The organism is Mycoplasma sp. 06067-C1-B144P-99-0482-3 (assembly GCF_051053925.1).
In the GTDB taxonomy this organism is placed as follows: domain Bacteria; phylum Bacillota_I; class Bacilli_A; order Mycoplasmatales; family Mycoplasmataceae; genus Mycoplasma; species Mycoplasma leachii.
Window position 1 is genome coordinate 1,046,513 of the sequence record NZ_CP144017.1, and the last position, 23,500, is coordinate 1,070,012.

The following is a 23,500-nucleotide window of genomic DNA, read 5'->3' on the forward strand; positions in this document are numbered from 1 at the left end:
GACATTATATGAAAAAATTATTAATAATATTAGGATCTGTTGGTTTAGTTGCCACAACTAGTGCTGCAGTAATTGCTTGTGGTGATAAAACTTCGCAAAAAACTCCAGATAAAAAAGAAGAAGTTAAGCCTACTGAAGAGAAGAAAGAAGAAAAAGAAAAGACAAAACCTTCTGAAGCACCTAAAAAAGAAGAAAAAGAAGAAGATAAAAATAATGAAGAAAAGCAAAAAAATGAACCAAAACCAATAAATACTGAAAATGATAAAAAAAATTCTGAGGTCATAAAAGCTATTGTAAAAAAACAAGAAGACGCATTTGCAACGTTTCACACTCATAAAGACTTCTTAAACCAAATAAAAGTTTTTGCTAAAGAAGAAGGAATTGAAAACTTAGAACTGGCTAATGGAGATGAAGATACAATTTTTGTAGAAGGTAATAATAACCCAAAAAATAAGGTTAAATTACGTTTAGGGACTTATGAATTCGATGTACACTTGGGAAGTGTTTTAAAAGATAGAGTGGCTACAAAATATTATATTGAAAATAATGAAAAAAAGATCATTACAGTTCCAGATGACAAGTTTCCAGAACTAAATAATGAAGAGCAAAATGTAGTTATTACTCAAATAGGTTATTCATTGAAAAAAAGATATCTTGATCATGATTTTGGAAAGACAATACAAATATATAAAATGCCAAAAAATACAAAAAAAGTTCCAAAACATCTTCCTTTGAAAATTAAAAGTCTAGAAAATGCTTTTCAAAACTTTAAATTTGAAAAAGTTTTAAATTTAGATAACTGAAATGTTTCTAATGTAATAAATATGGAATCAATGTTTTATGAAGCAAAAAAATTCAATCAAAATATTTCAAAATGAAATACTAAAAATGTAAAAATAATGACAAGTTTATTTATTGGTGCAGAAAATTTTAACCAACCACTTAATTCGTGAAATGTGTCTAATGTAAGACAAATGTCTGAAATGTTCCGTGATGCATTTAATTTTAACCAAGATTTAAATGATTGAGATGTTTCTAATGTAATAGATATGGAATCAATGTTTCAATATGCAAAATCTTTTAATGGAAAAATAGACAAATGAAATGTTGAGAAAGTTGAGAAATTAGGTGAAATGTTCTCTCATGCGACTAAATTTTCACAAGACTTGTCAAAATGAAAAATTAAAAATAATGTAGCAAAAAAAGCAAGTAATATATTCGATCATACATATAAATTCAAAAATAAAGTATTAGAAGCCTGAAAAAAATAAATAAAAAGTTCCAGAAATATGTACTATAGAAGACGGGATAGAACCATTATCTCGTCTTTTTTTGAATATTTTTCCAAAATTTTTATCAAAAAATAAACTCTTTTTAAAGATATTTACTTTTTTATACAAAATATAGTATGTATTTTAAAATTCTTTACTTAACTAAAACTATGGTATTAAAAAAATTGGACTTTAGAATGTATAAGCCTAATTTTTTAATCTTTTATTGTGGTAGTTTTTTAAACACCAGCGGTGCATTAAATTCAATCGTACTTTCATCTGCGTTAGTTTCAATATAAATACCATATTGAATCTTTTTATTGCCAAATTTTTCGGTGTGTGTTGAAAGTGCTATTAGTCTTGCATCAAATTTTAGACGTGTATTTTCTTTTCAGTCATCTTTATCTAAACCCATAATAATAATAATAATAATATTTTTAGTAAAAATAACTGGTGAGAAGAAATTAAATGTATCTGTTGTTAGATTAGAAATAATTTTCATTCTTCTCAAATCTTTTGGTGGGCTAAAGAATTCCTGAAAACTTCATGATAAATCAAGTTTTTTAGCAAACTCAGTTGATGATGCATTTTTTTATTAAAACTATCTATATATTTCTTGAATTCATTTTTATATGCATCAGTTGTATTTTTTGGAAAATTGCCTTTTAAATCAATTTGTGTATAAAATTCATATGCAATTCTTTGTTTAAGTAAAAGTTTCCCGAAAATTAACTATATAAGATTTTTTCAATAAGTTCCATACTCTTTTTAGGTAGCTCAGTTTCATACCAAATGTCATTTTTATATGGCATTTGTATTTTTTTATATTGCTTAAATATTTTCATTACATCGCGATAAGTTTTAGTCTCTAAAATTCTTGAGTCAGCAAATTTATTCTTTATTCTGTTTCCGATTATAAGGGTAAGCATATTCAAAAACTCATCACCATAAACACTGTAATCATCATGTTGTCTAACAGTTACTAACTCTAATGTATTTTTATAAAAATCGTTAACAAGTTCTATTTCTCATCTTTGCTTGTATAAGTTTAATGCATCTTCACAGATGATATCTTGATCTAATACATATACAATTGTTCCGAATTTGTGCTTAATTTTTTCATATCTTTCAATTGAAAATTTTTTACTAGACATAAAGTCTTGTTCTTCCCTTGATGCGCGTTTTAAGTTCCTGAAAGCATAGTAATAAAGTCCATTGTGAAATATCTTTTTACATCATGTTGGCTCATCTTTGCTGTTTATTTTATCTTTCATATTGTATGCATCAATTTCTTCTAAAAGTTTTAGTGATCTTTTGAGCGGATGTATAAAGCCAACATTGGACATTAGTGCACTGCTATTTATGCCTTTGTCACCTATAGTTATTCCATTATTTATTCCTGTTTTCTCCAAAAAGTCAGGAAAACTAGTGACATCCACACAATTTCCTGAGTATGGAAGTGAACAAATTACATCTCTAGTCGTAACATTAAAAGCAATTAATATAGATATGTTTTTGCTATTTTTTAACTTTGATTTGAAAGAAAAGTCATTTAAAGAATTAATTCTACTATTATTATTTTTTAACATCCCATCAATTGCAATTTTGTTGCTCTCATCAATTTTGTTAACCCTGTTTTGAATAAATTTAAGCACCTTAGAATAGTCTTTTCCAATTCATTTTATTAATGATGAAACATTATTTTTTCCAAGTTTGAGTTCTGGGCATTCAACTGATATAAATAATTCATTAAACACTTCATCCAATTTGTTATTTGTCATTCTTGGATTTATAGAACGAAGTAAACAATAACATATATGTGTTTAGCCATATCCTGCGGATACACATTGCTTAAATCAGTCAATAATAGATCCTTAGAAACTGATTTTGCTATTTCATAGTCGCCAAAATTTTTCATTGAAACAGTTATTTTCAGTTTTTCTTTTGACACAAATTTCCCATCAATTATATGTCCTATAACTTTACCTTCAACTGGTTGGTTATTTCCATTTTTTCTAATGCATCCAACTCTTTCAATAACTGCTCACATTGAACCTGATTTTTTGACAACTGTACTTTTAGGTCTTTATATTGCTCTAATTTCTGCTGGTACTGCATATATATTAACTCCTTTATATAGTTATTTATATAGTTTTTTTTAAAAAACAAGTAAATTTTTAAACATTTTTTTGCTGATTTTTTCAATAGTAAGATAAAAAAACAAGAGCCTTTGTTTTTAAAACTCTTGTTTTAGTTTCTGAAAATAACAATCTATAATGCAAACCGCTTATTTTTGCATTTTTATATAGTTAATTTTTCGGGAAACTTTTATATAATTTATGGACTCAATTCTATATAGAATTGAGTTTAACTTTAACTACGAAAACCACTTAATAATGGACTAATTACTCCAAATAAAATTACTAAAACACCAGCTACAATAAAAGCAGTTGCTAATATAGAAACAAATGAACTTTTACTTTTATATACTTGTAGATTTTGTTCTTTTTTCTTTTTAGTTACAAAATAAATAATTATTCCAACTATTAATAAAATTAGTCCAAAAACTATACTAACTACTAAGGGTATTCATTTATCTGACACAGTTAAAGTTCTCCATGTATTTTTGATCGTATTTAATTTTTTTTGTTAAATCTAATAAGTTATTTACTTCAACATTAACTTGTTGAAAAACATTAGTTAAAAAGTCTTTGTTTAAAATTTGAATATCAACATCAGTTCCAGTTATAAATGATCTACATACAACTGTTTTTATTTCTTGTTTTTGATTAATTAACTTAATTAGATCTCAACTTTTTTTAGTATTTAAAGTTGCTTGATAGTTTAAATAAAAAATACTTTGAATATAATGTTGTAAATATGCTCTTCCTTTTTTTATAGTTTTAATTTCATTAGTTAAATTATTAAAAATTACTATTTCATCATTTCTTAATTCAACATAATAATCATAATCTTTACTAATTTTTTTTAAAAACTCAATTTCATTAATTGTATTTAAATTAGGTATATATTCACTATATCTATTTACTAATTTATATTCTTTAATGTTGTTATCTTCAAGTAGTTTTTTAATTCTAATCTCAAGATCTTCAAATGATGTGATCTTTCTATTTTCTGTACAATTAATTGATAAAAAGTTTTTAGGTTTTCTCATCTCTTCATCAGTATTATTACCAATTGCAATAATGTTTTTAGTTAAAAGATCTCTTAATATTAAAGCTTTTTCAGATTTAATTAGTTTATCTTCATCTCAAATATTTACTATATTTCAATCAAAGTCAATATAAATCATTATTTAAGATCCTTTCAATCTGTATTTAACTTAGATTTGATGTTGTAAAATGGGTAATTATTTTTTAAATAAGTATAAACTCCTAAATTTACTTTCATAAAAGGATAAATATCTTTTACATACTTTTCTAATGCTTGTTCAAAATTTAGATTATTATCAATAACTCCTTTAATTACTAAAAACATAAATATTGTTGAAGCACTTCTACTAATACCTAACTGACAATGAGTATATAAACTCTTATCATTTGGATTTTCTATTAAAAACTTAATTGCAGGAATAAATAAATCATCACTAAAGTCTCTAACATCATGAGAATCTAATAAATTAATTGCAAGTTTATTTTTAGTTAAAACAAAATTTTTAGTTTGATACAATATTTTATTTGTATCTTTTTTTAAAATATTGTAAAAAACATTACTAATTTTTAATTCTTTATCAGGGTTAACTAATCGTTTTGAAAATTGATCACCTAAATAAATTTTGTCAATAATATTTTCACAAGGCATTAAGACTCAACTCCTAATTTTTCTCTAACTAAAGTAGCTATATTAGTTACTTTAGGTCCATAAATAATTTGCACTTGATTTGAAATTTCTTTATATCCATAAGGTTTAGTTTTATCAATAATTGATTTATCAAACTTACTAATATCATGCATTGTCACTCTTAATCTAGTTACACAATTTGCCATGATTTTAATATTTTCAGCTCCACCACAACCAATAATAATATTGTTAATAAACTCATCGTTTATTTCATCTTTTTTAGATTCTTTTTTATCTGATTCTGCTTCTAGTTTTTCAATTTCTCTTTTTTCTTTTTGTAATTCTTTATATTCTTTTTTACTTACTAAATGAGTTAACCCACCTTCTTGACGTCTTGGAGTTTTATAGTTGAATTTTTTAATCATAAAGTAAAATACAACAAAATAAATTATTCCTATTATTGGTCCTAGAACTAATGTACCTCATACATTAGAAATTAATTTATAGTTAATTGGATTTACAATTAATCAAGTAATAATTCCACTACCTCTAGTTGTTACAGATCCAAAGTTAAATAAATACATTAACATATTTTGTAATCCTGCAAATAAAGCATGAAATACATACAATAGTGGAGCTACAAATAAGAATGTAAATTCAATAGGTTCAGTAACTCCAGATAAAAATGAAACTATTGCTGCTGAAATAATTGAAGATCCATATACTTTTCTATTAGCTTTTGGTATTACAAAAAACATTGCAAGCGCAGCACCAGTTAAACTAAACATATTATTAACAAATACACCATTTGTTGCTCATGTATCTTGAGCTGTGATTTTTTGTTGAAATGCTAATTTAGCTAAAGAAACGTTTAAAATACCAGTAATTTGATTACCATTAGGATCAATTCATTGCGCACCAACTGGTGTGTAATAAATAAAGAAATTTAAAACTTGATGCAGACCAAATGGAATTAAAGCACGATTAAGTGAATAGTATAAGAATGGAGAAAATGCACCTAGTTTTTGTAAACTATTACCACTATAAGTTAAACCTTTACTTATATAAATTCAAACATAACCTAATCCTAAACCAAATACTCAACCAGCTAAAGTTGATGCAACTGGAGAAAATTTAGGTCCTCCAAAAAATGAAAGTACTTCAGGGAATTTTAATTTATAAGTGTATTTGTGAACTGTATAACCTAATAGTCCTGCTAACATACCACCAAATGCACTATATTGAAATGACAATACTCCAAAACGTATTTTTAAACCAAAAACATCTTTAACAGTTTTTTTAACACCTTCAAAGACAATTTCTGTTTTTGAAGGATCACCATAAACAATTTTTAAAATTAAAGCAGTTGCTAAATGCATAGCAGCATATGCCATTAATCCAGATAAAGTTGCTGAAACTTTTTCTGATTTTGCTAATCCAGCAGCTAATCCAATAGCAACTAAAAAGTCAATATTTGTAATAGCTATCATCCCTAGATCTTTAATAGCATCAATAGCTAGTGCTAATCCAACTGGCGGTTTTGCTATTCCTTTAGGATAAACTTGTGCTAGAACTGCTTGTCCAGTATATCCAATAGCACCAATTAAAGCTAGTAAAGGAATTACAGTAACAGGAACTAAAATAGCACGACCAAAATTTTCTAAATTTGATCTAACATTTATGAATAATTTTTTTATTTTATGCTGATTTTTCTTTTGAAAATTATTTTCCAATCTAATACCTCTGTTCTATTTTCTATTTTTTTCTAATTAAGTTATTTAATTTAAGAATTTTTTATAATAGTCTAATTCTTAATTAAGACTCAACTCCTAATTTTTCTCTAACTAAAGTAGCTATATTAGTTACTTTAGGTCCATAAATAATTTGTACTTGATTTGAAATTTCTTTATATCCATAAGGTTTAGTTTTATCAATAATTGATTTATCAAATTTACTAATATCATGCATTGTCACTCTTAATCTAGTTACACAATTTGCCATGATTTTAATATTTTCAGCTCCACCACAACCAATAATAATATTGTTAATAAACTCATCGTTTATTTCATCTTTTTTAGATTCTTTTTTATCTGATTCTGCTTCTAGTTTTTCAATTTTTCTTTTTTCTTTTTGTAATTCTTTATATTCTTTTTTACTTACTAAATGAGTTAACCCACCTTCTTGACGTCCTGGAGTTTTGTAATCAAACTTTTTAATCATAAAGTAGAATACAGCAAAATAAATTCCACCCATAATAGGTCCAACAACTCAAGTTCCTCAAACATTTTGAATTAATCTAAAGTTAGCAAGGTTAACAATTAATCAAGTAATAATTCCACTACCTCTAGTTGTTACAGATCCAAAATTTAATAAATACATAATCATGTTTTGGAATCCTGATAAGAAAATATGAATTAAATATAAAATAGGCGCAACAAATAAAAATGTAAATTCAATAGGCTCAGTAACTCCAGATAACATGGAAACTGCACCAGCTGAAATAATAGCTGAACCATAAACTTTTCTATTAGCTTTTGGTATTACAAAAAACATCGCTAAAGTAGCACCAGTCAAACTAAAAATTTTAGTTACATAAGTACCATTAACAACTCAAGTATCATTTTTAGCTGAAATTTGTTCACCAGCTGCTAGTTTTGCTAAAGCAACATTAATAGCTCCTTCAATAGCTTTACCATCTGGTCCAACTCATCTAGCTCCAATTGGAGTATAATATACAAAAAAGTTTAATACGTGATGAATCCCAAATGGAAGTAAGGCACGCTCAGCTGAAGCATATAAGAATGGTGAGAATGCACCTAATTTTCTTAATCCTTCTCCACTAGCATATAAACCTTTATTAATATAAACTCAAATATAACCTAAACCTAGACCAAATACTCAACCAGCTAAAGTTGATGCAACTGGAGAAAATTTAGGTCCTCCAAAAAATGAAAGTACTTCAGGGAATTTTAATTTATAAGTGTATTTGTGAACTGTATAACCTAATAGTCCTGCTAACATACCACCAAATGCACTATATTGAAATGACAATACTCCAAAACGTATTTTTAAACCAAAAACATCTTTAACAGTTTTTTTAACACCTTCAAAGACAATTTCTGTTTTTGAAGGATCACCATAAACAATTTTTAAAATTAAAGCAGTTGCTAAATGCATAGCAGCATATGCCATTAATCCAGATAAAGCTGCTGAAACTTTTTCTGATTTTGCTAATCCAGCAGCTAATCCAATAGCAACTAAAAAGTCAATATTTGTAATAGCTATCATCCCTAGATCTTTAATAGCATCAATAGCTAGTGCTAATCCAACTGGCGGTTTAGCACCACCCTTAGGATAAACTTGTGCTAGAACTGCTTGTCCAGTATATCCAATAGCACCAATTAAAGCTAGTAAAGGAATTACAGTAACAGGAACTAAAATAGCACGACCAAATTGTTCTAAACCAGCTCTAAATGAAGATAATCAAGATTTCATACTGTCTTTTGAAAATTTTGATTTAAAATTCATATTATTTTTTTCCTCCTTACTTATATCTTATTTTTGATAAATAACAGTAATAAAAAATGACAAATTATTATTTTTATATTTTTTACAAAATATGTAAAAAAATAATAGTTTCTAACCATTTTGGATTAAAAACTTAGAATTTTTAAAAACCCTAAAAAGTAAAGCAAAAACTATTATTAAAAGTTAGGCTAAAAGGATTAAAATTAAAAATTATCCTAAATCATTTTTAAAAGAAGTTATATTAAATTGTTTTTCTCATAGATATTATTTATTCGTTGAAAAGATAAAAATTCAAATTTATTCACAAAGATCATATATTTGTTTTAAAGATAAATCTTCGTTGGAAATAAAAGTAATTGTTCCAAAAAGATTTTCTTTTTCTTGTAAAAGTTCGTTATTAAAACTTTGTTCACGATTAACTTTATCTAAATAAGCTCTTCTTTCTTGGCTGTAGTCATTTGTGCTTTTAAATGAATATAAAAATTCGCCTTGATCTAGTTTTGCTTTTTTACATAAAATAATATCTTCATCAGAATTGAAAGTCATTTCATATTTAGATAACTCTAAAGCTTTGATTCTTTTATCGTTTCTTTTAATAGGGAAAAGATTTTTAACATTTTTCTTTTGAGTATTTAATTTATCTAAACTTTCTTTAGAAAGAATTCCTTTATCTCCCATGATTAAGCAATTATTTAGTGAAAATTCATCAATAAATCTATTGAACGCCATTGTATCTAGTGTGTTTCCTTGAAAAACCTTACTTGCAATGGGTTCTTTTTTGTTTAGGTCAAAAGCATATAGAACAGAAATGTTTTGCACCCCCTTTAGTTCTAGCTTTTCACGATCATTTTGTAAAATCAGAACTTTTAGAACTACATTTTTTTAACATACCATCAATTACAATAGTAGATCCAGGAGAAACAGTATCGATTCTATTTTGAATGAATTGTTTGATGCATCTGTAGTTATATCCTAACTTTTCTAAAAACCTTGAAATGTTACTAGATGAAAGTCCTATACCTGGAAATTGTTCAGAGAAAAATGAACATTGATATTTTCTATTAATTTCTCGATTAGTGATATTTCCATAAGCTGCTCTAATAATTGCTATTGCATAAATTATTTTTGCATCTGAAGGATTATAAACTTTGCAAAGATCTTCAAATACATCTTTTGATAATTTATAAGCAATTTCAGTTCTTCCGAATTGTTTTATGTCACACAAAGCAAAGTTAAGTCTACTTGTTTTAGTTTCTACATATTCAAAGTTTATTATTTCACCGATTTTACCCAGTTCTACAGGAACAGATTTTCCATTTTTTCAAACACTTGTTCTTTTAATAACATCATATCTATTTCCGTTTTTCTTTACTCTTGTTTTTTTTGGTCTTTCGACAGCTAATATCTCTTTTGGTATAGGCATTTTCCTTCTCCTTATGTAGTGCTTTAGTCACTATAATTGTATTATATTTTTCGTTCTTTTTCTATAGTTTTTAGCTGTTTTTTTATATATTTTTTTCTATAAAAATCCTAGGTTTTATCGATATTTTGACAAAATAGGCAAAAAAAATAGCATTTCAGCTATTTTTCATATATTCCTATAGTGGTTTTAACGGAAAGTTCTTGCTAAAAGATAAAAACTTAATTGATAATTTAAGTGATACTAGAATAAATAGTAAAAACATTAGATAATTAAACTTAAAGAAACGCAATTTTTAATTTAAAAGTATAATGAAATAAACATGCTAATATAATAAAATTTTTATATAAATTTAACATTATGTCTAATTATTCTTAATAAAAGAGGTTTATTTATGAGCGAAAGTAAAAATTCTTTAATCGAAAGAATTGCATTAAGATTATCTACATATCAAACATATATTACCAATTTATCAAAAATCGGTAAAACTGATGAAAATCTAAATGCAGAAAGAATATATACTGATGTTATAAATACAATCTTTAATTTAGAATTATCTAATTACAACTCAGTAATTTTTAATAATCCAGGTTTTGATTTAATAGATAAGAAAAATAAGATACTAATTCAAGTTTCAGCAACCTGTAGTAAAGATAAGATCCAAAATTCATTATCTAAAATAAATATAAATGAATATCAAAACTATAATTTTAAATTTTTGTGCATTTCTAACCAAGAAATTAAAAATGTTAAAAAATTAAAATTTCAAATACCAAATACATTACTTTTTGAACCAAAAAAAGATATTTGAGATGTTTCTTTTTTAATACAACATTTATATGAAGTAAACATTATTAAACTAGAAAAATTATTAACCTATCTTAACCAAGAAACTCTAGATATAATTAACTTTAAAACTCTTTCATCTGATATTGCTACAATTATTAACATTTTGTCAACTAAAATGGATAACCAATATGAAGACAATAATAATAAAGTTTTTAACATAGAAGAAAAAATTGTATATAATAATCTATTTTCAATCAGAAATTATATTTATAATAATGCTAGTTCTATATCTAAAGTAATTAAAGTTTATGAAGAGTTTGAAAAACAAGGGAAAAATATTAGTAAAAATGTTATAAGTCAAATAAGTAGAACATATTATGAATTGTTAAGTAAATACGATGATCCAATAAAAATATTTTGAGAAATAATTTAGAATTTAGAAAATATTGTAAAAAATAGTTCTAATTTAAATATAAAAAATATTAGTGTAGAAAATATTCGTAGTTCTTTATCTGTTATTGTTGTAGATGCTTTTATGAAATGTAAAATATATAAAAAACCAGGAGAATAAAAATGTTATTACCTAAAAATATCCATCCTAAGACAAGTGTTTATTATAATGCTTACATAGTGTTAAAGGAATTAAAAAAACATAGCAAAATACATATGATGGAATTGTTTATTAATATCAATCAAGAAAATGTGATTTCTTTGGCATTATACACATTATGTTTAGATTGGTTATTTATAATAGAATGTATAAAAATGGATAATAAAGGTTGTGTAAGATTATGTTCATTAAACAATTAAAAATTTCAACTCCAACAAAATTAATAAGAGAGTTGAATTTTACAAAAGGTGTTAATTTAATAGTTGATAATACTCCTTTAAAAGATGATAAAACAACTGGTAATAATGTAGGAAAAACAACTATTTTAAAATTAATCAACTACTGTTTAGGTGGTAAGGCAGAACAAATCTATAAAGATCAAGAAAACAGAAAAAAAAGTAGATACATTAGTACAAAATTTTCTAATAGATAATAAGATTTTAATAACACTAACATTAACTAATGATTTTAAAAGTAATGAAAAAGATATTGTTATTGAAAGAAATTTTTTAAAAAAGAGCGAGGCTATTTTAAAATTCAATAATACTCAAATAAGTGAATCTGAATTAAAAAATAAATTATTTTGATTATTTTTTCAAAGAGAATGTTATTATAATCTAAGTTTTTTACAACTTATCTCACGTAATATGAGATATAAAGAAGAAAGTATTAATAATACACTTAACACTATTAAACTTGGTAATAAGACTGTTAATGAATCTTTAAATTTATTCTTATTTGGTTTTGATTTAAAAGGTTTTGATAAAAAGGAAAGTCTTTTAAATCACTAAGCGATCTTAAAAGAAGTGAATCTAAGTTATTAAATACACAAACCATTAAGAATATTAAAGACACTATTAATGTACTTGATAATCATATTTCAGAATTAAAAACTAGAAAAAAACTGCTTGGTGTAGATGCAAATTTTGAAAAGAAACTAGATGAATTTAATCAAATTAAATTTAAAATAAATCAACTTAGTTCAAAAATCAGTAATTTAGAACTTAGACAAAATTTAATTTTAGAATCTAAAAAAGAACTAGAAAATCAGAAATTTAACGTAAATCTTGATGAACTAAAAGAAATTTATCAAGAGCAAAAAAGATTTAATGATAATATGCAAATTGAATTTGAACAGTTACTAAATTTTCATAATAGTATGACTGATGAGAAAATCAAATTCATTACTCAACAATTACCTAGCTTACATGAGCAAATAATAAGTGAAAAAGAAAAACTAAATAAGTTATTAAAAAAAGAAGAAGATTTGTCTATTATTGTTCATAAACAAGAATCTTTTAAAACAATAGAATCAATTGTTAATACAATTTCAAAAGAATCAGAACTAAAAGGTAGAAAAGAACAGCAACTTGAACAAGTGTTAGAAATTGAAAATAAACTAAATCAAGTTCGACAAAAAGTTGAGGAATTTGAAAAAACTTTTTATTCTGATGAAATCAAGAATCAAATAGATAGTCAAATAAAACAATTTAATGATATTTTTTATAAAGTAACATCTAATTTTTATAATGATGGTTTTGTTTTAGAATTTGATAAAAAGAAAGATAAAAAACAAAACATTGATTTTTATGAATTTCAAATGAACCAAACAAGTAATAGTTCAGGTAAAAAACAAGGTGAGATTGTTTGTTTTGACATTTCTTATATTATTTATGCTGATCAAAAAAATATTAAATGTCCTAGGTTTTTATTAACAGATAAAAAAGAATTAATGCATAATAATCAATTACTTAAATTACCAGATTTGGTTAATAAAAACAACATTCAGTTAATTGTTCCAATACTAAAAGATAAAACTCCACAAAAAATATTAGATTCTTCTAATATAATTATTGAGTTATCTGAAAATGATAAATTATTTAGAATAGAAAATAATTAGTAAAAAAGGATAATAATATCCTTTTTTAATGTAAAACAACTAGACTAAATTAGTTGTTTTTACTTTTTCTTGAAATTTTAGATTATTTAAATCTATTTGATTAATAATTAATAAAAAGATTAAATCTAAAATATATTGAATTTTATATTTTTCAATCATTGGATTAGATCTATTATCATTTATAAAAAAGTTATTTTCACTACCATGAATATGATAATCAACTTGTATATCAGTTTTTAATAATGGTGAAGAAGTAATAGCGATAATTACATTAGCATTTCTTTTATGAATAAAGTTTAAATAGCGATTAATTTTACTATTATTTCCAGAAGTTGAAATTACAATAATACAAGCTTGATCAACATTATAAGCTTTTGAATCAAACAAATTAGAAAATAATTCAACAGATAAATTTAATTCTAACAATTGAAAAAATAAAAAATTAGCTAATATTTTAGTTTTACCAGTACAAAATAAAATAATTTTCTTACTAGATAAAAGTTTACAAACAACTTCTTTTAAATAATTAATATCTAAAGTAATTTTTAATTGTTTTAGTGAATCTTCTAATCTATTTTCAAATTCATCTATGATATTATCAAAAGATGGTTTTGTTTCATCTTTAAAAAAATTAGAATTATTTTCTAAATAAGAAATCAATTGTTTTAAACCACCAATCTCAAGTTTAACTAAAGTTTTAGTAATTACTGAGGGTTGAACATTTAGTTTTTTGCAAATCGATTTAACAGAAAAGTTATGATAATCAGAAATGTTAGTTAGAATATAATCGCACACTTTTAATTCTTGTGGAGATAAATTAATTTTATTTTGCTTAATCTTTTCAATAATATTCATAATTAAATCCTAAATTATAATTAATAAATTAATTATAACTTTTATTAATAGCTAAAGGATTTATTCAAATATAAATAAAAACTACTAAAAATTTAAATAATATAAAAAAATAAAAAAATCAATTACTTTATCTAATTTCTTAATATATAATTTTTGAGTTATCTAAATAAGTTGAGTAAGGAGAAAAAATGAAAGTTTTAGTATTATTAGAGTCACCATCAAAAATAGAAAAAATAAAACATTATTTAGAAGAAAGTTTCCCAGAAAATGAATTTGTTGTTTTAGCTAGTGGTGGTCATATTAATAGTATTGCTGATAAAGGAGCTTGAGGGCTTGGTATTGATTTAGAAACTATGCAGCCTAATTTTGTTATTGAAAGTTCTAGAAAAAAAATAATTAGTCAAATTAAAAAAGAAGGTAAAACTGCTGATTTAATCATTTTAGCTTCAGATCCAGATAGAGAAGGAGAAGCTATTGCTTATCATTTGGCCAATTTATTTAAAGATCATACTAATATTAAAAGAATTACATTTAATGAAATAACTAGTGAAGCAATAACTAATGCATTTAATAATTTAAGAGATATTAATATGAACTTAGTAAATGCCCAAATTTCAAGACAAATTCTAGATAAAATTATTGGTTATTTAGTTTCTAAATCACTTCAAAAATCTACTGGATTAATGAGTGCTGGAAGAGTACAAACTCCTGCTTTAAATATTTTAACAACAAGAGATATGCTAATTAAAAACTTTAAAGAAGTACTTTATAAAAAGATTTTTGTAATTGAATCAAAAAGAGCTATTAATTTAAACTTAAATAAAGACAAAAATAATGTTTTAGTTAATACTGAAAAAACTTATTATATTGATGAAAAACAAGCAAAAATTATTGTTGATGAATTGGGTGAAGTTTATAGATGTACTGATTATAAATCAACTGCTTATGAAACAAGAAGTTTTAAACCTTATTCAACAGCTGGTTTATTACAAGATGGATTTACTAAATTAAAATTAAGTACTAGTCAAATAACTTTAGCAGCTCAAAAATTATATGAATTAGGATATATTACTTATATACGTACAGATTCAGTTAAATATTCTTCTCAATTTATAAATGAAGTAAAAGATTATATTTCAAAAAATTATTCTTCTGATTTATTTAAAGATCCAATTGTTGGTAAAAAGGATCAAAATAGTCAAGAGGCCCATGAATCAATTAGACCAACAAACATTTGACTAACTCCTGAAAAAGCTAGTTTAGAAATTGAAGATAACTTATTAAAAAGGGTTTATAACTTAATTTGATGAAACTCAATTAAATCTCTAATGAAAGGTCCATCTGGTTTTAATCATAGATGAACTTTTAATAATAATGGTTATGAATTCAAACAATCATGACAAGAAGTTAAAGATCTAGGTTATCAAGCAATTAAACACTCATCAAGTGATGAAAATATTGAATTAACTGATGATGGTGAAGAAATTGTTCAATCTAAAAATGATAAACCAGAATATCAATTTAATAATGATTTTGAAATTAATATTTCTAAAAAATTTATTAAAATTGAAGATACCAAAACTAGCCCACCTAAAATGTTTAATCAAGCTAGTTTAATTAAAGAATTAAAAAATTTAGGTATTGGTAGACCATCTACTTATAATCCAATTTTAACTAAGTTAAAAGATCGTGAGTATGTTGAGTATCCTAAATCAAAACCAATTGTTGTTACAAACAAAGGATATTCAGCTAATGAATATTTATATGACCATTATTTAGACTTTTTTAACTTAAACTACACTGCTGAAATGGAAGAAAAACTAGATGAAATTACAAAAGGTGATTTTGACTATGTTAACTGATTAAAAGACATTTATACTGCTTTAAATTTTAAAGTTAAAAAAGAAATTGGTGAAGCTAAAACTGAAGCAATTTGTCCTAGATGTGGTGCTAATTTAGTATATATTAAGTCAAGATTTAATAGAGGTAGAGGATGTTCAAACTTTACTATAACTAAATGTGGTTATAGAGAATATGAACAACCTGATGGTACTTGAAAAGAATATGTTAAAGAAGAAAAAACTACTGAGAATAACACTAAAAAAGAAAATAAAGAATAATTTAAATATTTTATAAAATTTGTCTTGTCATAAATGGTTTTATTTGATATTGTAATAATGTAAATTTTGAAAAAAAATTTACACCCAAAAAAACAAGACATGTTATGCTTGTATAAATATTCTAGACGATAAGTTTTTTTGATAATTTGTTCGAATGACAATGCAATAATTTAGACTTACTGCTCATTAAGTCTCTATTATTAAAACAGCTGTGTAGGATTGTTTGAAATTTAATAGGTACGCTTGAAATTTATTATTTATGTCTGTTCAATTGCTAATTTTATTAGCAACATATGAATTTATTTAATCCTTTCTTAACTTTTGTCAATAATTCATTATGATTTTGAACAATCTCAAATAGTTTATTCTATTTAATGAAATTTTAATTATACAAAATAATAAATATAAACTTAATCATTTTTTTATGTGTGTTTATTTATATTTTAAAAACACATATTTAAAATAGATTCTTATTCATTCTTAGTTTTTCAAGTTTTCCATTTTTAATTATATTCTCTACTTAATCTATTTAAATTTTAAGCAATTCTAGAGCAATAAGATAATTTTTAATATCAAAAAAAGCAAATAGCTATTTGCTTTTTTTTTTATTTTTATTAAGTAATTAATTTACTTATAAATAAAAAAAGGTAAAACAACAAAAGGAATAATTGCAAAAAATATTGAGATATAGGTAAGCATTTTTTTCTTATCCATTTTCATAAATATTCCTCATACTATATCTAATTATTTCTAAATCTATGTTATTATTCCTACTTTCTTGACTTCTTTTTATATTATTGATTTCATCTAAAACTTCTATAAAAATATCATTATATTGACGTTTTGCATGAAGCTCATAAAATGAAATATCATCATTTTTACTTTTATATTTTTTTAAAAATTCTTTTCTAACCTTATCCTTTATCATCAGTATTTATATTAATATTTTTCAAAATCTATCTTCTCTAATTTTTGACTAATTTGTTCAACAAATTCCTTTAAAGTTTTTTTAACTTCTTCATTAACCATAATAGTATTAGAATTTTTTAAAAAAGTGTTCAATATTTTCTAATTGTTCTTTTTTTCATTTATCAATTGATTCAGTTTTATTTTTAAAATTTCTAATAAATAAGTTGTTGGTTTTAATTACTGATTGTTCATTATATGTTTTCATTTCTCTTATAGAATAAGTGTCTGGTGATAGTTCTTCAAAAATTTCATCTATTTTATCTAAGAATTCTTCTTAAATATTTTCTAATTTTTCACTTAATTGATCATTAGAATCTTCATTTAAATCTTCAATATATTCTTTTAAAACTTCATTAAACTTATTATCTCTTTTTTTAAAAATTTTATTTTCAATTTGTTCTAATTGCTCTTTTAGATTCTTATAATCTTTAAATCACAAAAGATCAGTAAACATTTGAAAATAAGTTTTATCATTAATTTCATATCTTAAGATCTTTAAAACTTTAGACTTATCATAAACTAGGTAAATAGCTTGTTTATTTTTAAAACTATCTAAATCTTTAATATCATTAATATTAAATACAATTACTTCCTCATCTAAATCATTATAATAAATAAAATTATTTAAATTAGAACTAGAATTACTAAACTAATTAAAGATATTTTTATTTCTAAAATTAAAGACATTAATCAATTGATAAGGTATAGAAAATCAAGAATAAGTTGTTCATAAAGTTGAAGAGTTGTTAGAAAGTTCTGTTGCTTTTTTTTAAATATTTGACTTGTTCATCATTAAACTCTTTATTTTCACTACCATTTGGAATCACTAATAATTCATCTTTATTAATAAAACAAGCTTCTGCATTTAATTGATTATTTGAATGATGATATGGATATTTTTGATTTAAATAATATCCTACTTTATTTAAATTTGAAGTTGTATTACTTGATAAAACCATTCCTATAATTGATAAAAATATAAATAAAACTAAAGGAATAGTTAATGCTTTTTTTTGTGTTAACTTATAACTTAAAATAGTTGTTATTAAACTAATTAATAAATAAGTAATTAATCCTACAAATCATAATAATAAACTAGTTAGTATTAAATTTATAAATGAATAATTAGCAGTCCCAACTAACTAAAAAACTAATTAATAAAATACTTGATCAAATTAATCCATAAAAACTTAAGCACAATAATTTTCCTAATATTAAACTATTTCTTGAAATTGGTTTTGAAAAACTAATGATTTCTAATCCTTCTTGATCTAAATCTTTAAAGATATTTAATGATTTAATTGCACTAAAAATAACAGTAATAATTAGTAATAAAAATATATATAAATAACTTGATAATCTTAAATATTTTTCATCAATAACAAATTTAAATATCAATCCTATAATAATTGAAAACACTAGAGTAAATATAAGTAAAAGATATGAACTTTTTTTATATAAAATTGTAAAAAAAAAGAAATTGAGAGTATTTAAATATTGATATTTTCATATAAACCTTTTGTTAAATTTGTATATTATTAATTATAAAAATTATAAATAAATAATTGATAAATGTAATACTTATTTATAAAAATTATAAATAAAATAACAATAAATAATAAAAAATAGCCTATTATCTGGCTATTTGTTTAGGTATTTACTATTTACTTCAAACATTACATATCTTAATGGTGAACCACCAAATTTAGCATTAAATTTGTTCAATGCTGGAGAAGTTCTATCTCTAGAAACACTAATTACTGCATTAACATATTCATCTAAAATAAATACATCTCTATCTAATTTGCTCTTAGTTAACTTAGGATAGATATTTATATAAGCAAGAAGCTCTACAACAGTAGGTTTTTTAGGTGTTTTTTCTAGTTTTATTTCTAAAATATGCCAATCTTCTGTTAATAAATAAAAATTATAATAAACAAGTTCTAGATAAGAAGATTTTCTTTTTTCTAAAACAAATTGAGAAATATTATTCGAATATATTTTTCTAAATAGTCCAAAGTCTACTGCATTCTTTTCTGCTTCTTCTCCTAGTCTAGTTACATTTGCTTTAAATCCATTAAAAATATTATGTAAGACGAAATTAAACTTATCTAAGTTAAATAAAGTTCATAATCAATTTTGACTAAAAATAGAGTTTAAGTTAGTAGCAAAATTTCTAACAGGATATGGTTCATTATCGTTAAATGAACCACCATCACTACCATATCCTGAGTTTATATTGTTAGCATAGGTTAGATATTTATCTAAATTATTTAACAATTCTTTTTCATTTATATTAAATTGGTTCTCTTTATATTCTTTAATTTTTTCTTTATCACTATCAAATATAACATCTAAAATTTGATTAACATATTCACGTTGAACAAAACGATCTCAACTATCTTTTTTTTCGTCTTTTTTAATAGAAAATCTATTAATACTTTGACTTTTATTATTAGAGCAAGAAATGGTGGTTAAGCTAAAAGTTGAAAAAATGGATAGTAAAATTAACGACAAAGTTTTTTTAAATCTTAACATATTATTTTTCCTTTCACAATAAAATACCATCTCAAGGATATCCATACTCATTAACTATATGCTTTTCAAAAGTTGAAATGAAAGCATCTTGTTGATTGTGAAAAACTCCAAGGTGTATTGCATCTGAAATTGTATCTATATTAATTCTAGTAACTGGAGACTCATAAAACAAAATGAACTTGTCAATCTCTAATTTTTTACTATCATTTTTAACAAGAGTTCTAATAATAAATTTATCTTTTTTTAAATAAATAACACTAAGATTTGTCAAATCTTCATTTTCTTTTCCTGTTTGTACTAAATCTAAATTACTATCAGAAAAAAGATAGTTAGTCTTTGGTTTTTCTTTTTTATCAATGGCTTTTAAAAATTCTTTAGAATGAAGTTGTTTTTTGTTGTTGGCTTTTAATTTTCAAAAATCAACAAATTTTACTTCAAATTTATCAAGATTTTTAAAAACAAATAATCAATTTTCAGAATAAAAATCTTTTATTTCTTTTAAGTTTTCTGAATTTTGATTTTTTAAATATTTAGAGGTTAACTCTTTAGCTTTAGATGCTAGTATTTCTTTATGTTCTTGTTGTTTTTTTACAAATTCTTGTTGTTCAATCTTAGAATTCTTAAAAGTTTCATCAATAAGTGCCATTAATAATTTCTTAGTTTTAGTTTCTTTATCATTATTCAAATTATCATAAACATCAAATCCAGATGGTATAACTAGATTTAAATTCTTAGGATTATTATTTGTAAAAAACAAAGCGGGTAAAATCAAAAAAGGTAAGATTGTGAATCCAATCGAAATCCTAATAAGAGTTTTTTTATTCCTGCTCATAAATACCTCTCATACTAAATCTAGCTATTTTTCAACCATTTTTATTAACTTCATCTAATGACTCTTTTAAACGCTCATTATATTGGTTAGTTGCATGAAATTCAATGAACTTAGCATTATTACTGTTATCATTAACTTTTTTGATTTCTTCTTTATCTTTTTTATTTTTTAAAGCATTATCATATTCAGTTTTTCTTTTATCAAAAATAGTGACTTCTAACTCTTTAATTTGCTTTTCTAAATCAATAGAATCTTTAAAAATAAATAAATCAGTTGTTATTAAAAACTCAGTTTTATTGTTATTTTCATACTTTCATATTTTAATAGCTTTATTATTATCAAATACTAAGTACAAAGCTTCTTTTTTTGAATAAATATCTTTTATGCTTTTGTTAACAGATTTATTTAAAGAAAGTTTTATAATTTTTTGAACATTTTTATTTTTAACACTAGAGATTAGTGAACCCAAATCCTTTTCAACTTGATTAAAAAGTTGTTCATCTTTATTAAATTTATTATATAAATCTCCATAGGGATTAAAATTGTATTTAAATTGAGTAATGTTATCTAAAACCCAATATCAATCATTTTTTAAAGTTTGCTCTAGTGAATTTTTTGCCTTTTGAATTACTACTCGATAATGTTGACCAACATGATAATCTAAACTTCTATGAATAAATATTGGATAAAAAGTTAACCCATACTTTAATTCACTAAATTTAGAATCAGAAATATTCTCTTGATTGTTAATATAAGAATTTTTTAATTTGGAATCAGTGAAATATAAATTCAATAATTCATTAATATATTTATTTTTATATAACTTATTTTCATTTTTGTTTACAGTTGCATCAACTTTAGTGTGCTTACTAGTAGAACAAGAAACTGTTAAAAAAGTAAATATACTTGAAAAACCAATTAATAACTTTTTCATACAACTCCTTTTTAAATTCTACTTATAATCTTTTTTTCTATATAACTCAAGCACAACTAATAATTCAATTCCAATAACTATAACTCATAAAACAAATAACACATTCTTATTAACTACTCTTTTTGATCTACTAATACTAAATAATTCATTTGCTGATTCAAATAAGTAGTTATTATTACTTTTAGTTAGATTAAATCTTAAAACAGTTTTAGTATCTTTATCCTTTTTTTCATATTGAGTTTGATAGCTACTATATCCACCGATATTATATTTATAACTATTAATATCTAATTTAACTTGAAAATCTCCAAAATTGTCACCATCAGGGTTTTTTAACATCCCTTGATAAATTAATGAGTCAGTATGATTAAAGTAAATATAGTTTAAAAGACTAATTGCAAAATATAAAATTCGTTCATTTTGTGATTGTAATTTATTATGTCTTTTAATAGCATACTCATCAAAAATAGTAATGTTATTGTTATTATAACTATAAATCTTAGATTCTTTATTATTTAAGTATTTAGATAAATATTCCATTAATTGTTTATGAATTTGTTTTAGATCACTAGTTTTTTTAATTTGTTTATTAAAGCTATTAACAAATTCTTTTGCTATTTGATTAAATACAGGATCACTTAAAGCTTCATAAACATAAATTCATCTTAATCTTCCAACTAAATTAGTTTTATTATCAGTATGTAATTGGTTTTTATCTTCTAAAAATTCTTTATCTTTATTATCAGCATCTTCAGCTGCATAAATAATATCAAAATCAACTATTTCTTCATGACCTGAAGTATTATCATTTTTTTGACTATGAATAGAATGAGATTTTAAAATACCTGGAACTATATATTTATAAGTGCTGTTTTTACTTGTTTTGTATTTTTTAAGATTAGGTTTTTTATCTAATTTATATTTATAAGAAATATCATCTAAATTGTTATAATAAATATATTTATCTAAATTAGAATTACTTTTATCTGATAATGAAGCAAATAAATTTTTATTTTTAAAATTAAACACATCAACTAATTGATATGGAATTGATAATCAAGAATAAATTTGTCAAATATTTGAAGAACTATTTGAATAATTAACTACATCTTCTAAATATTTAACTTGTTCTACACTAAACTCTTTATTATTAACTCCATTTGGTATTAAAAATAATTCATCTTTATGATTGTTTAAATAATAAGGTTCAACATTTACTTCGTTTCCTGAATGATGGTTTTTATATTCTTTATTAATATAAAAACTAGCTTGATCAACATTAGATTTAACATTAATAGATAAAATCATCCCAGTTAAACTTAAAGGAATAAATAAAACAAATGGAATAATCATAGATATTTTTTGAGCTAATTTATAACTTAATAAAACTGTAAATAAACTAAATAATAAATAAGTAATTAACCCAACAAATCCTAATAATAAACTAGTTAAAAATAAATATAAAAATGAATAAACTGCATATAAAGATAAAAAACCACTAATTAATAAAGTTAAAGATCAAATTAATCCAAAAAAAGTCAAGCATAATAATTTACCAATAATTAAAGATTCTCTAGTTAATGGTTTTGATAAACTAATTATTTCTAATCCTTCTTGCTCAAGGTCTTTAAAAATATTTAAAGCTTTAATACAACTAAAAACAACAGTTAAAGTAACTAAAATAAAAACATATAAAAAACTTAATAACTCTACGTATTTATTATTAACTACAAACTTTAAAATAATTCCAATAATTAATGAACTAATTAAAGTAAAAGCAGGTAAAAGTGTTGAACTTTTTTTCTTTAAAATAGTATAAAAAGCAAATTGTGAGTATTTAAAAGCATTCAGTTTCATAAAATATCTTTCTAAAAATTAAAAATCTTATTTATAAAAATTATAAATAAAATTATAACAAAATCCAAGCAAGAAC

Annotated in this window: 22 protein-coding genes and 2 pseudogenes; 6 read left to right on the forward strand and 18 right to left on the reverse strand. The window is 23.2% G+C overall.

Annotation, left to right across the window (positions count from 1 at the left end; translation table 4 throughout):
* Positions 1-8 precede the first annotated feature (8 nt).
* Positions 9-1,271, forward strand: a complete 1,263-nt coding sequence (locus V2P32_RS04580) for a BspA family leucine-rich repeat surface protein (protein ID WP_434343501.1) — start codon at positions 9-11, stop codon at positions 1,269-1,271.
* Between the two features lie 223 nt (positions 1,272-1,494).
* On the opposite strand, the gene V2P32_RS04585 is transcribed toward V2P32_RS04580, so the two are convergent.
* From V2P32_RS04585 to V2P32_RS04620, 8 genes and pseudogenes are all read right to left on the reverse strand, one after another.
* Complete coding sequence (locus tag V2P32_RS04585) at positions 1,495-1,773, reverse strand: hypothetical protein (protein WP_434343502.1); 279 nt, start codon at positions 1,771-1,773, stop codon at positions 1,495-1,497.
* A gap of 226 nt (positions 1,774-1,999) precedes the next feature.
* Positions 2,000-3,393: pseudogene (locus V2P32_RS04590) on the reverse strand (transposase).
* 251 nt (positions 3,394-3,644) lie between these two features.
* Positions 3,645-3,875 (reverse strand): hypothetical protein, encoded by a 231-nt coding sequence (locus V2P32_RS04595; RefSeq protein ID WP_434343503.1) that lies wholly within the window; start codon positions 3,873-3,875, stop codon positions 3,645-3,647.
* Positions 3,865-4,584 (reverse strand): hypothetical protein, encoded by a 720-nt coding sequence (locus tag V2P32_RS04600; RefSeq protein WP_434343504.1) that lies wholly within the window; start codon positions 4,582-4,584, stop codon positions 3,865-3,867. The genes V2P32_RS04595 and V2P32_RS04600 overlap by 11 nt, the downstream gene beginning before the upstream one ends.
* Positions 4,584-5,093 (reverse strand): dual specificity phosphatase, catalytic domain protein, encoded by a 510-nt coding sequence (locus tag V2P32_RS04605; protein ID WP_434343505.1) that lies wholly within the window; start codon positions 5,091-5,093, stop codon positions 4,584-4,586. The genes V2P32_RS04600 and V2P32_RS04605 overlap by 1 nt, the downstream gene beginning before the upstream one ends.
* Positions 5,093-6,805: a PTS transporter subunit EIIC gene (locus V2P32_RS04610; protein WP_434343506.1), complete on the reverse strand. Its 1,713-nt coding sequence runs from the start codon at positions 6,803-6,805 to the stop codon at positions 5,093-5,095. The genes V2P32_RS04605 and V2P32_RS04610 overlap by 1 nt, the downstream gene beginning before the upstream one ends.
* Positions 6,806-6,887: 82 nt before the next feature.
* Entirely contained in the window at positions 6,888-8,600 is a 1,713-nt protein-coding gene (locus V2P32_RS04615) for a PTS transporter subunit EIIC (protein ID WP_434343507.1), read from the reverse strand.
* A 306-nt stretch (positions 8,601-8,906) separates the two neighbouring features.
* Positions 8,907-10,023 (reverse strand): annotated as a pseudogene (locus tag V2P32_RS04620) (transposase); the annotation flags it as partial.
* A 391-nt stretch (positions 10,024-10,414) separates the two neighbouring features.
* On the opposite strand from V2P32_RS04620, the gene V2P32_RS04625 reads away from it, so the two are divergent.
* From V2P32_RS04625 to V2P32_RS04640, 4 genes are all read left to right on the forward strand, one after another.
* A complete protein-coding gene (locus V2P32_RS04625) occupies positions 10,415-11,242 on the forward strand; it encodes an ABC-three component system protein (RefSeq protein WP_434343508.1) in 828 nt (275 codons plus the stop codon).
* A 140-nt stretch (positions 11,243-11,382) separates the two neighbouring features.
* Entirely contained in the window at positions 11,383-11,619 is a 237-nt protein-coding gene (locus V2P32_RS04630; RefSeq protein ID WP_041159750.1) for an ABC-three component system middle component 6, read from the forward strand.
* Complete coding sequence (locus V2P32_RS04635; RefSeq protein ID WP_434343509.1) at positions 11,601-11,852, forward strand: hypothetical protein; 252 nt, start codon at positions 11,601-11,603, stop codon at positions 11,850-11,852. The genes V2P32_RS04630 and V2P32_RS04635 overlap by 19 nt, the downstream gene beginning before the upstream one ends.
* 684 nt (positions 11,853-12,536) lie before the next feature.
* Positions 12,537-13,319: a DUF2326 domain-containing protein gene (locus V2P32_RS04640; protein ID WP_434343510.1), complete on the forward strand. Its 783-nt coding sequence runs from the start codon at positions 12,537-12,539 to the stop codon at positions 13,317-13,319.
* 39 nt (positions 13,320-13,358) lie between these two features.
* Here V2P32_RS04640 and V2P32_RS04645 read toward each other — a convergent pair whose 3' ends face one another.
* Entirely contained in the window at positions 13,359-14,174 is an 816-nt protein-coding gene (locus V2P32_RS04645) for a MurR/RpiR family transcriptional regulator (protein ID WP_434343511.1), read from the reverse strand.
* A 188-nt stretch (positions 14,175-14,362) separates the two neighbouring features.
* Between V2P32_RS04645 and V2P32_RS04650 the strand changes: the two genes are divergently transcribed.
* On the forward strand, positions 14,363-16,294 hold the full coding sequence (locus V2P32_RS04650; protein WP_434343512.1) for a DNA topoisomerase: 1,932 nt from the start codon (positions 14,363-14,365) through the stop codon (positions 16,292-16,294).
* Between the two features lie 706 nt (positions 16,295-17,000).
* On the opposite strand, the gene V2P32_RS04655 is transcribed toward V2P32_RS04650, so the two are convergent.
* From V2P32_RS04655 to V2P32_RS04695, 9 genes are all read right to left on the reverse strand, one after another.
* A complete protein-coding gene (locus V2P32_RS04655) occupies positions 17,001-17,222 on the reverse strand; it encodes a hypothetical protein (RefSeq protein WP_434343513.1) in 222 nt (73 codons plus the stop codon).
* A gap of 108 nt (positions 17,223-17,330) precedes the next feature.
* On the reverse strand, positions 17,331-17,468 hold the full coding sequence (locus V2P32_RS04660) for a hypothetical protein (RefSeq protein WP_434343514.1): 138 nt from the start codon (positions 17,466-17,468) through the stop codon (positions 17,331-17,333).
* A 69-nt stretch (positions 17,469-17,537) separates the two neighbouring features.
* Positions 17,538-17,717, reverse strand: a complete 180-nt coding sequence (locus V2P32_RS04665) for a hypothetical protein (RefSeq protein WP_434343515.1) — start codon at positions 17,715-17,717, stop codon at positions 17,538-17,540.
* Between the two features lie 292 nt (positions 17,718-18,009).
* Complete coding sequence (locus tag V2P32_RS04670) at positions 18,010-18,222, reverse strand: hypothetical protein (protein ID WP_434343516.1); 213 nt, start codon at positions 18,220-18,222, stop codon at positions 18,010-18,012.
* 166 nt (positions 18,223-18,388) lie between these two features.
* A complete protein-coding gene (locus V2P32_RS04675; RefSeq protein ID WP_434343517.1) occupies positions 18,389-18,661 on the reverse strand; it encodes a hypothetical protein in 273 nt (90 codons plus the stop codon).
* Between the two features lie 243 nt (positions 18,662-18,904).
* Positions 18,905-19,801 (reverse strand): aromatic motif membrane protein, encoded by an 897-nt coding sequence (locus V2P32_RS04680; RefSeq protein WP_434325757.1) that lies wholly within the window; start codon positions 19,799-19,801, stop codon positions 18,905-18,907.
* Position 19,802: 1 nt separating this feature from the next.
* Positions 19,803-20,633: an aromatic motif membrane protein gene (locus tag V2P32_RS04685; RefSeq protein WP_434343518.1), complete on the reverse strand. Its 831-nt coding sequence runs from the start codon at positions 20,631-20,633 to the stop codon at positions 19,803-19,805.
* The gene (locus V2P32_RS04690; RefSeq protein WP_434343519.1) at positions 20,620-21,567 is read right to left on the reverse strand and encodes an aromatic motif membrane protein; all 948 of its coding nucleotides are present in this window, start codon (positions 21,565-21,567) and stop codon (positions 20,620-20,622) included. Before V2P32_RS04690 ends, V2P32_RS04685 begins: the two co-directional genes overlap by 14 nt.
* An 18-nt stretch (positions 21,568-21,585) precedes the next feature.
* On the reverse strand, positions 21,586-23,424 hold the full coding sequence (locus V2P32_RS04695; protein ID WP_434343520.1) for an ABC transporter permease: 1,839 nt from the start codon (positions 23,422-23,424) through the stop codon (positions 21,586-21,588).
* Positions 23,425-23,500 lie beyond the last annotated feature (76 nt).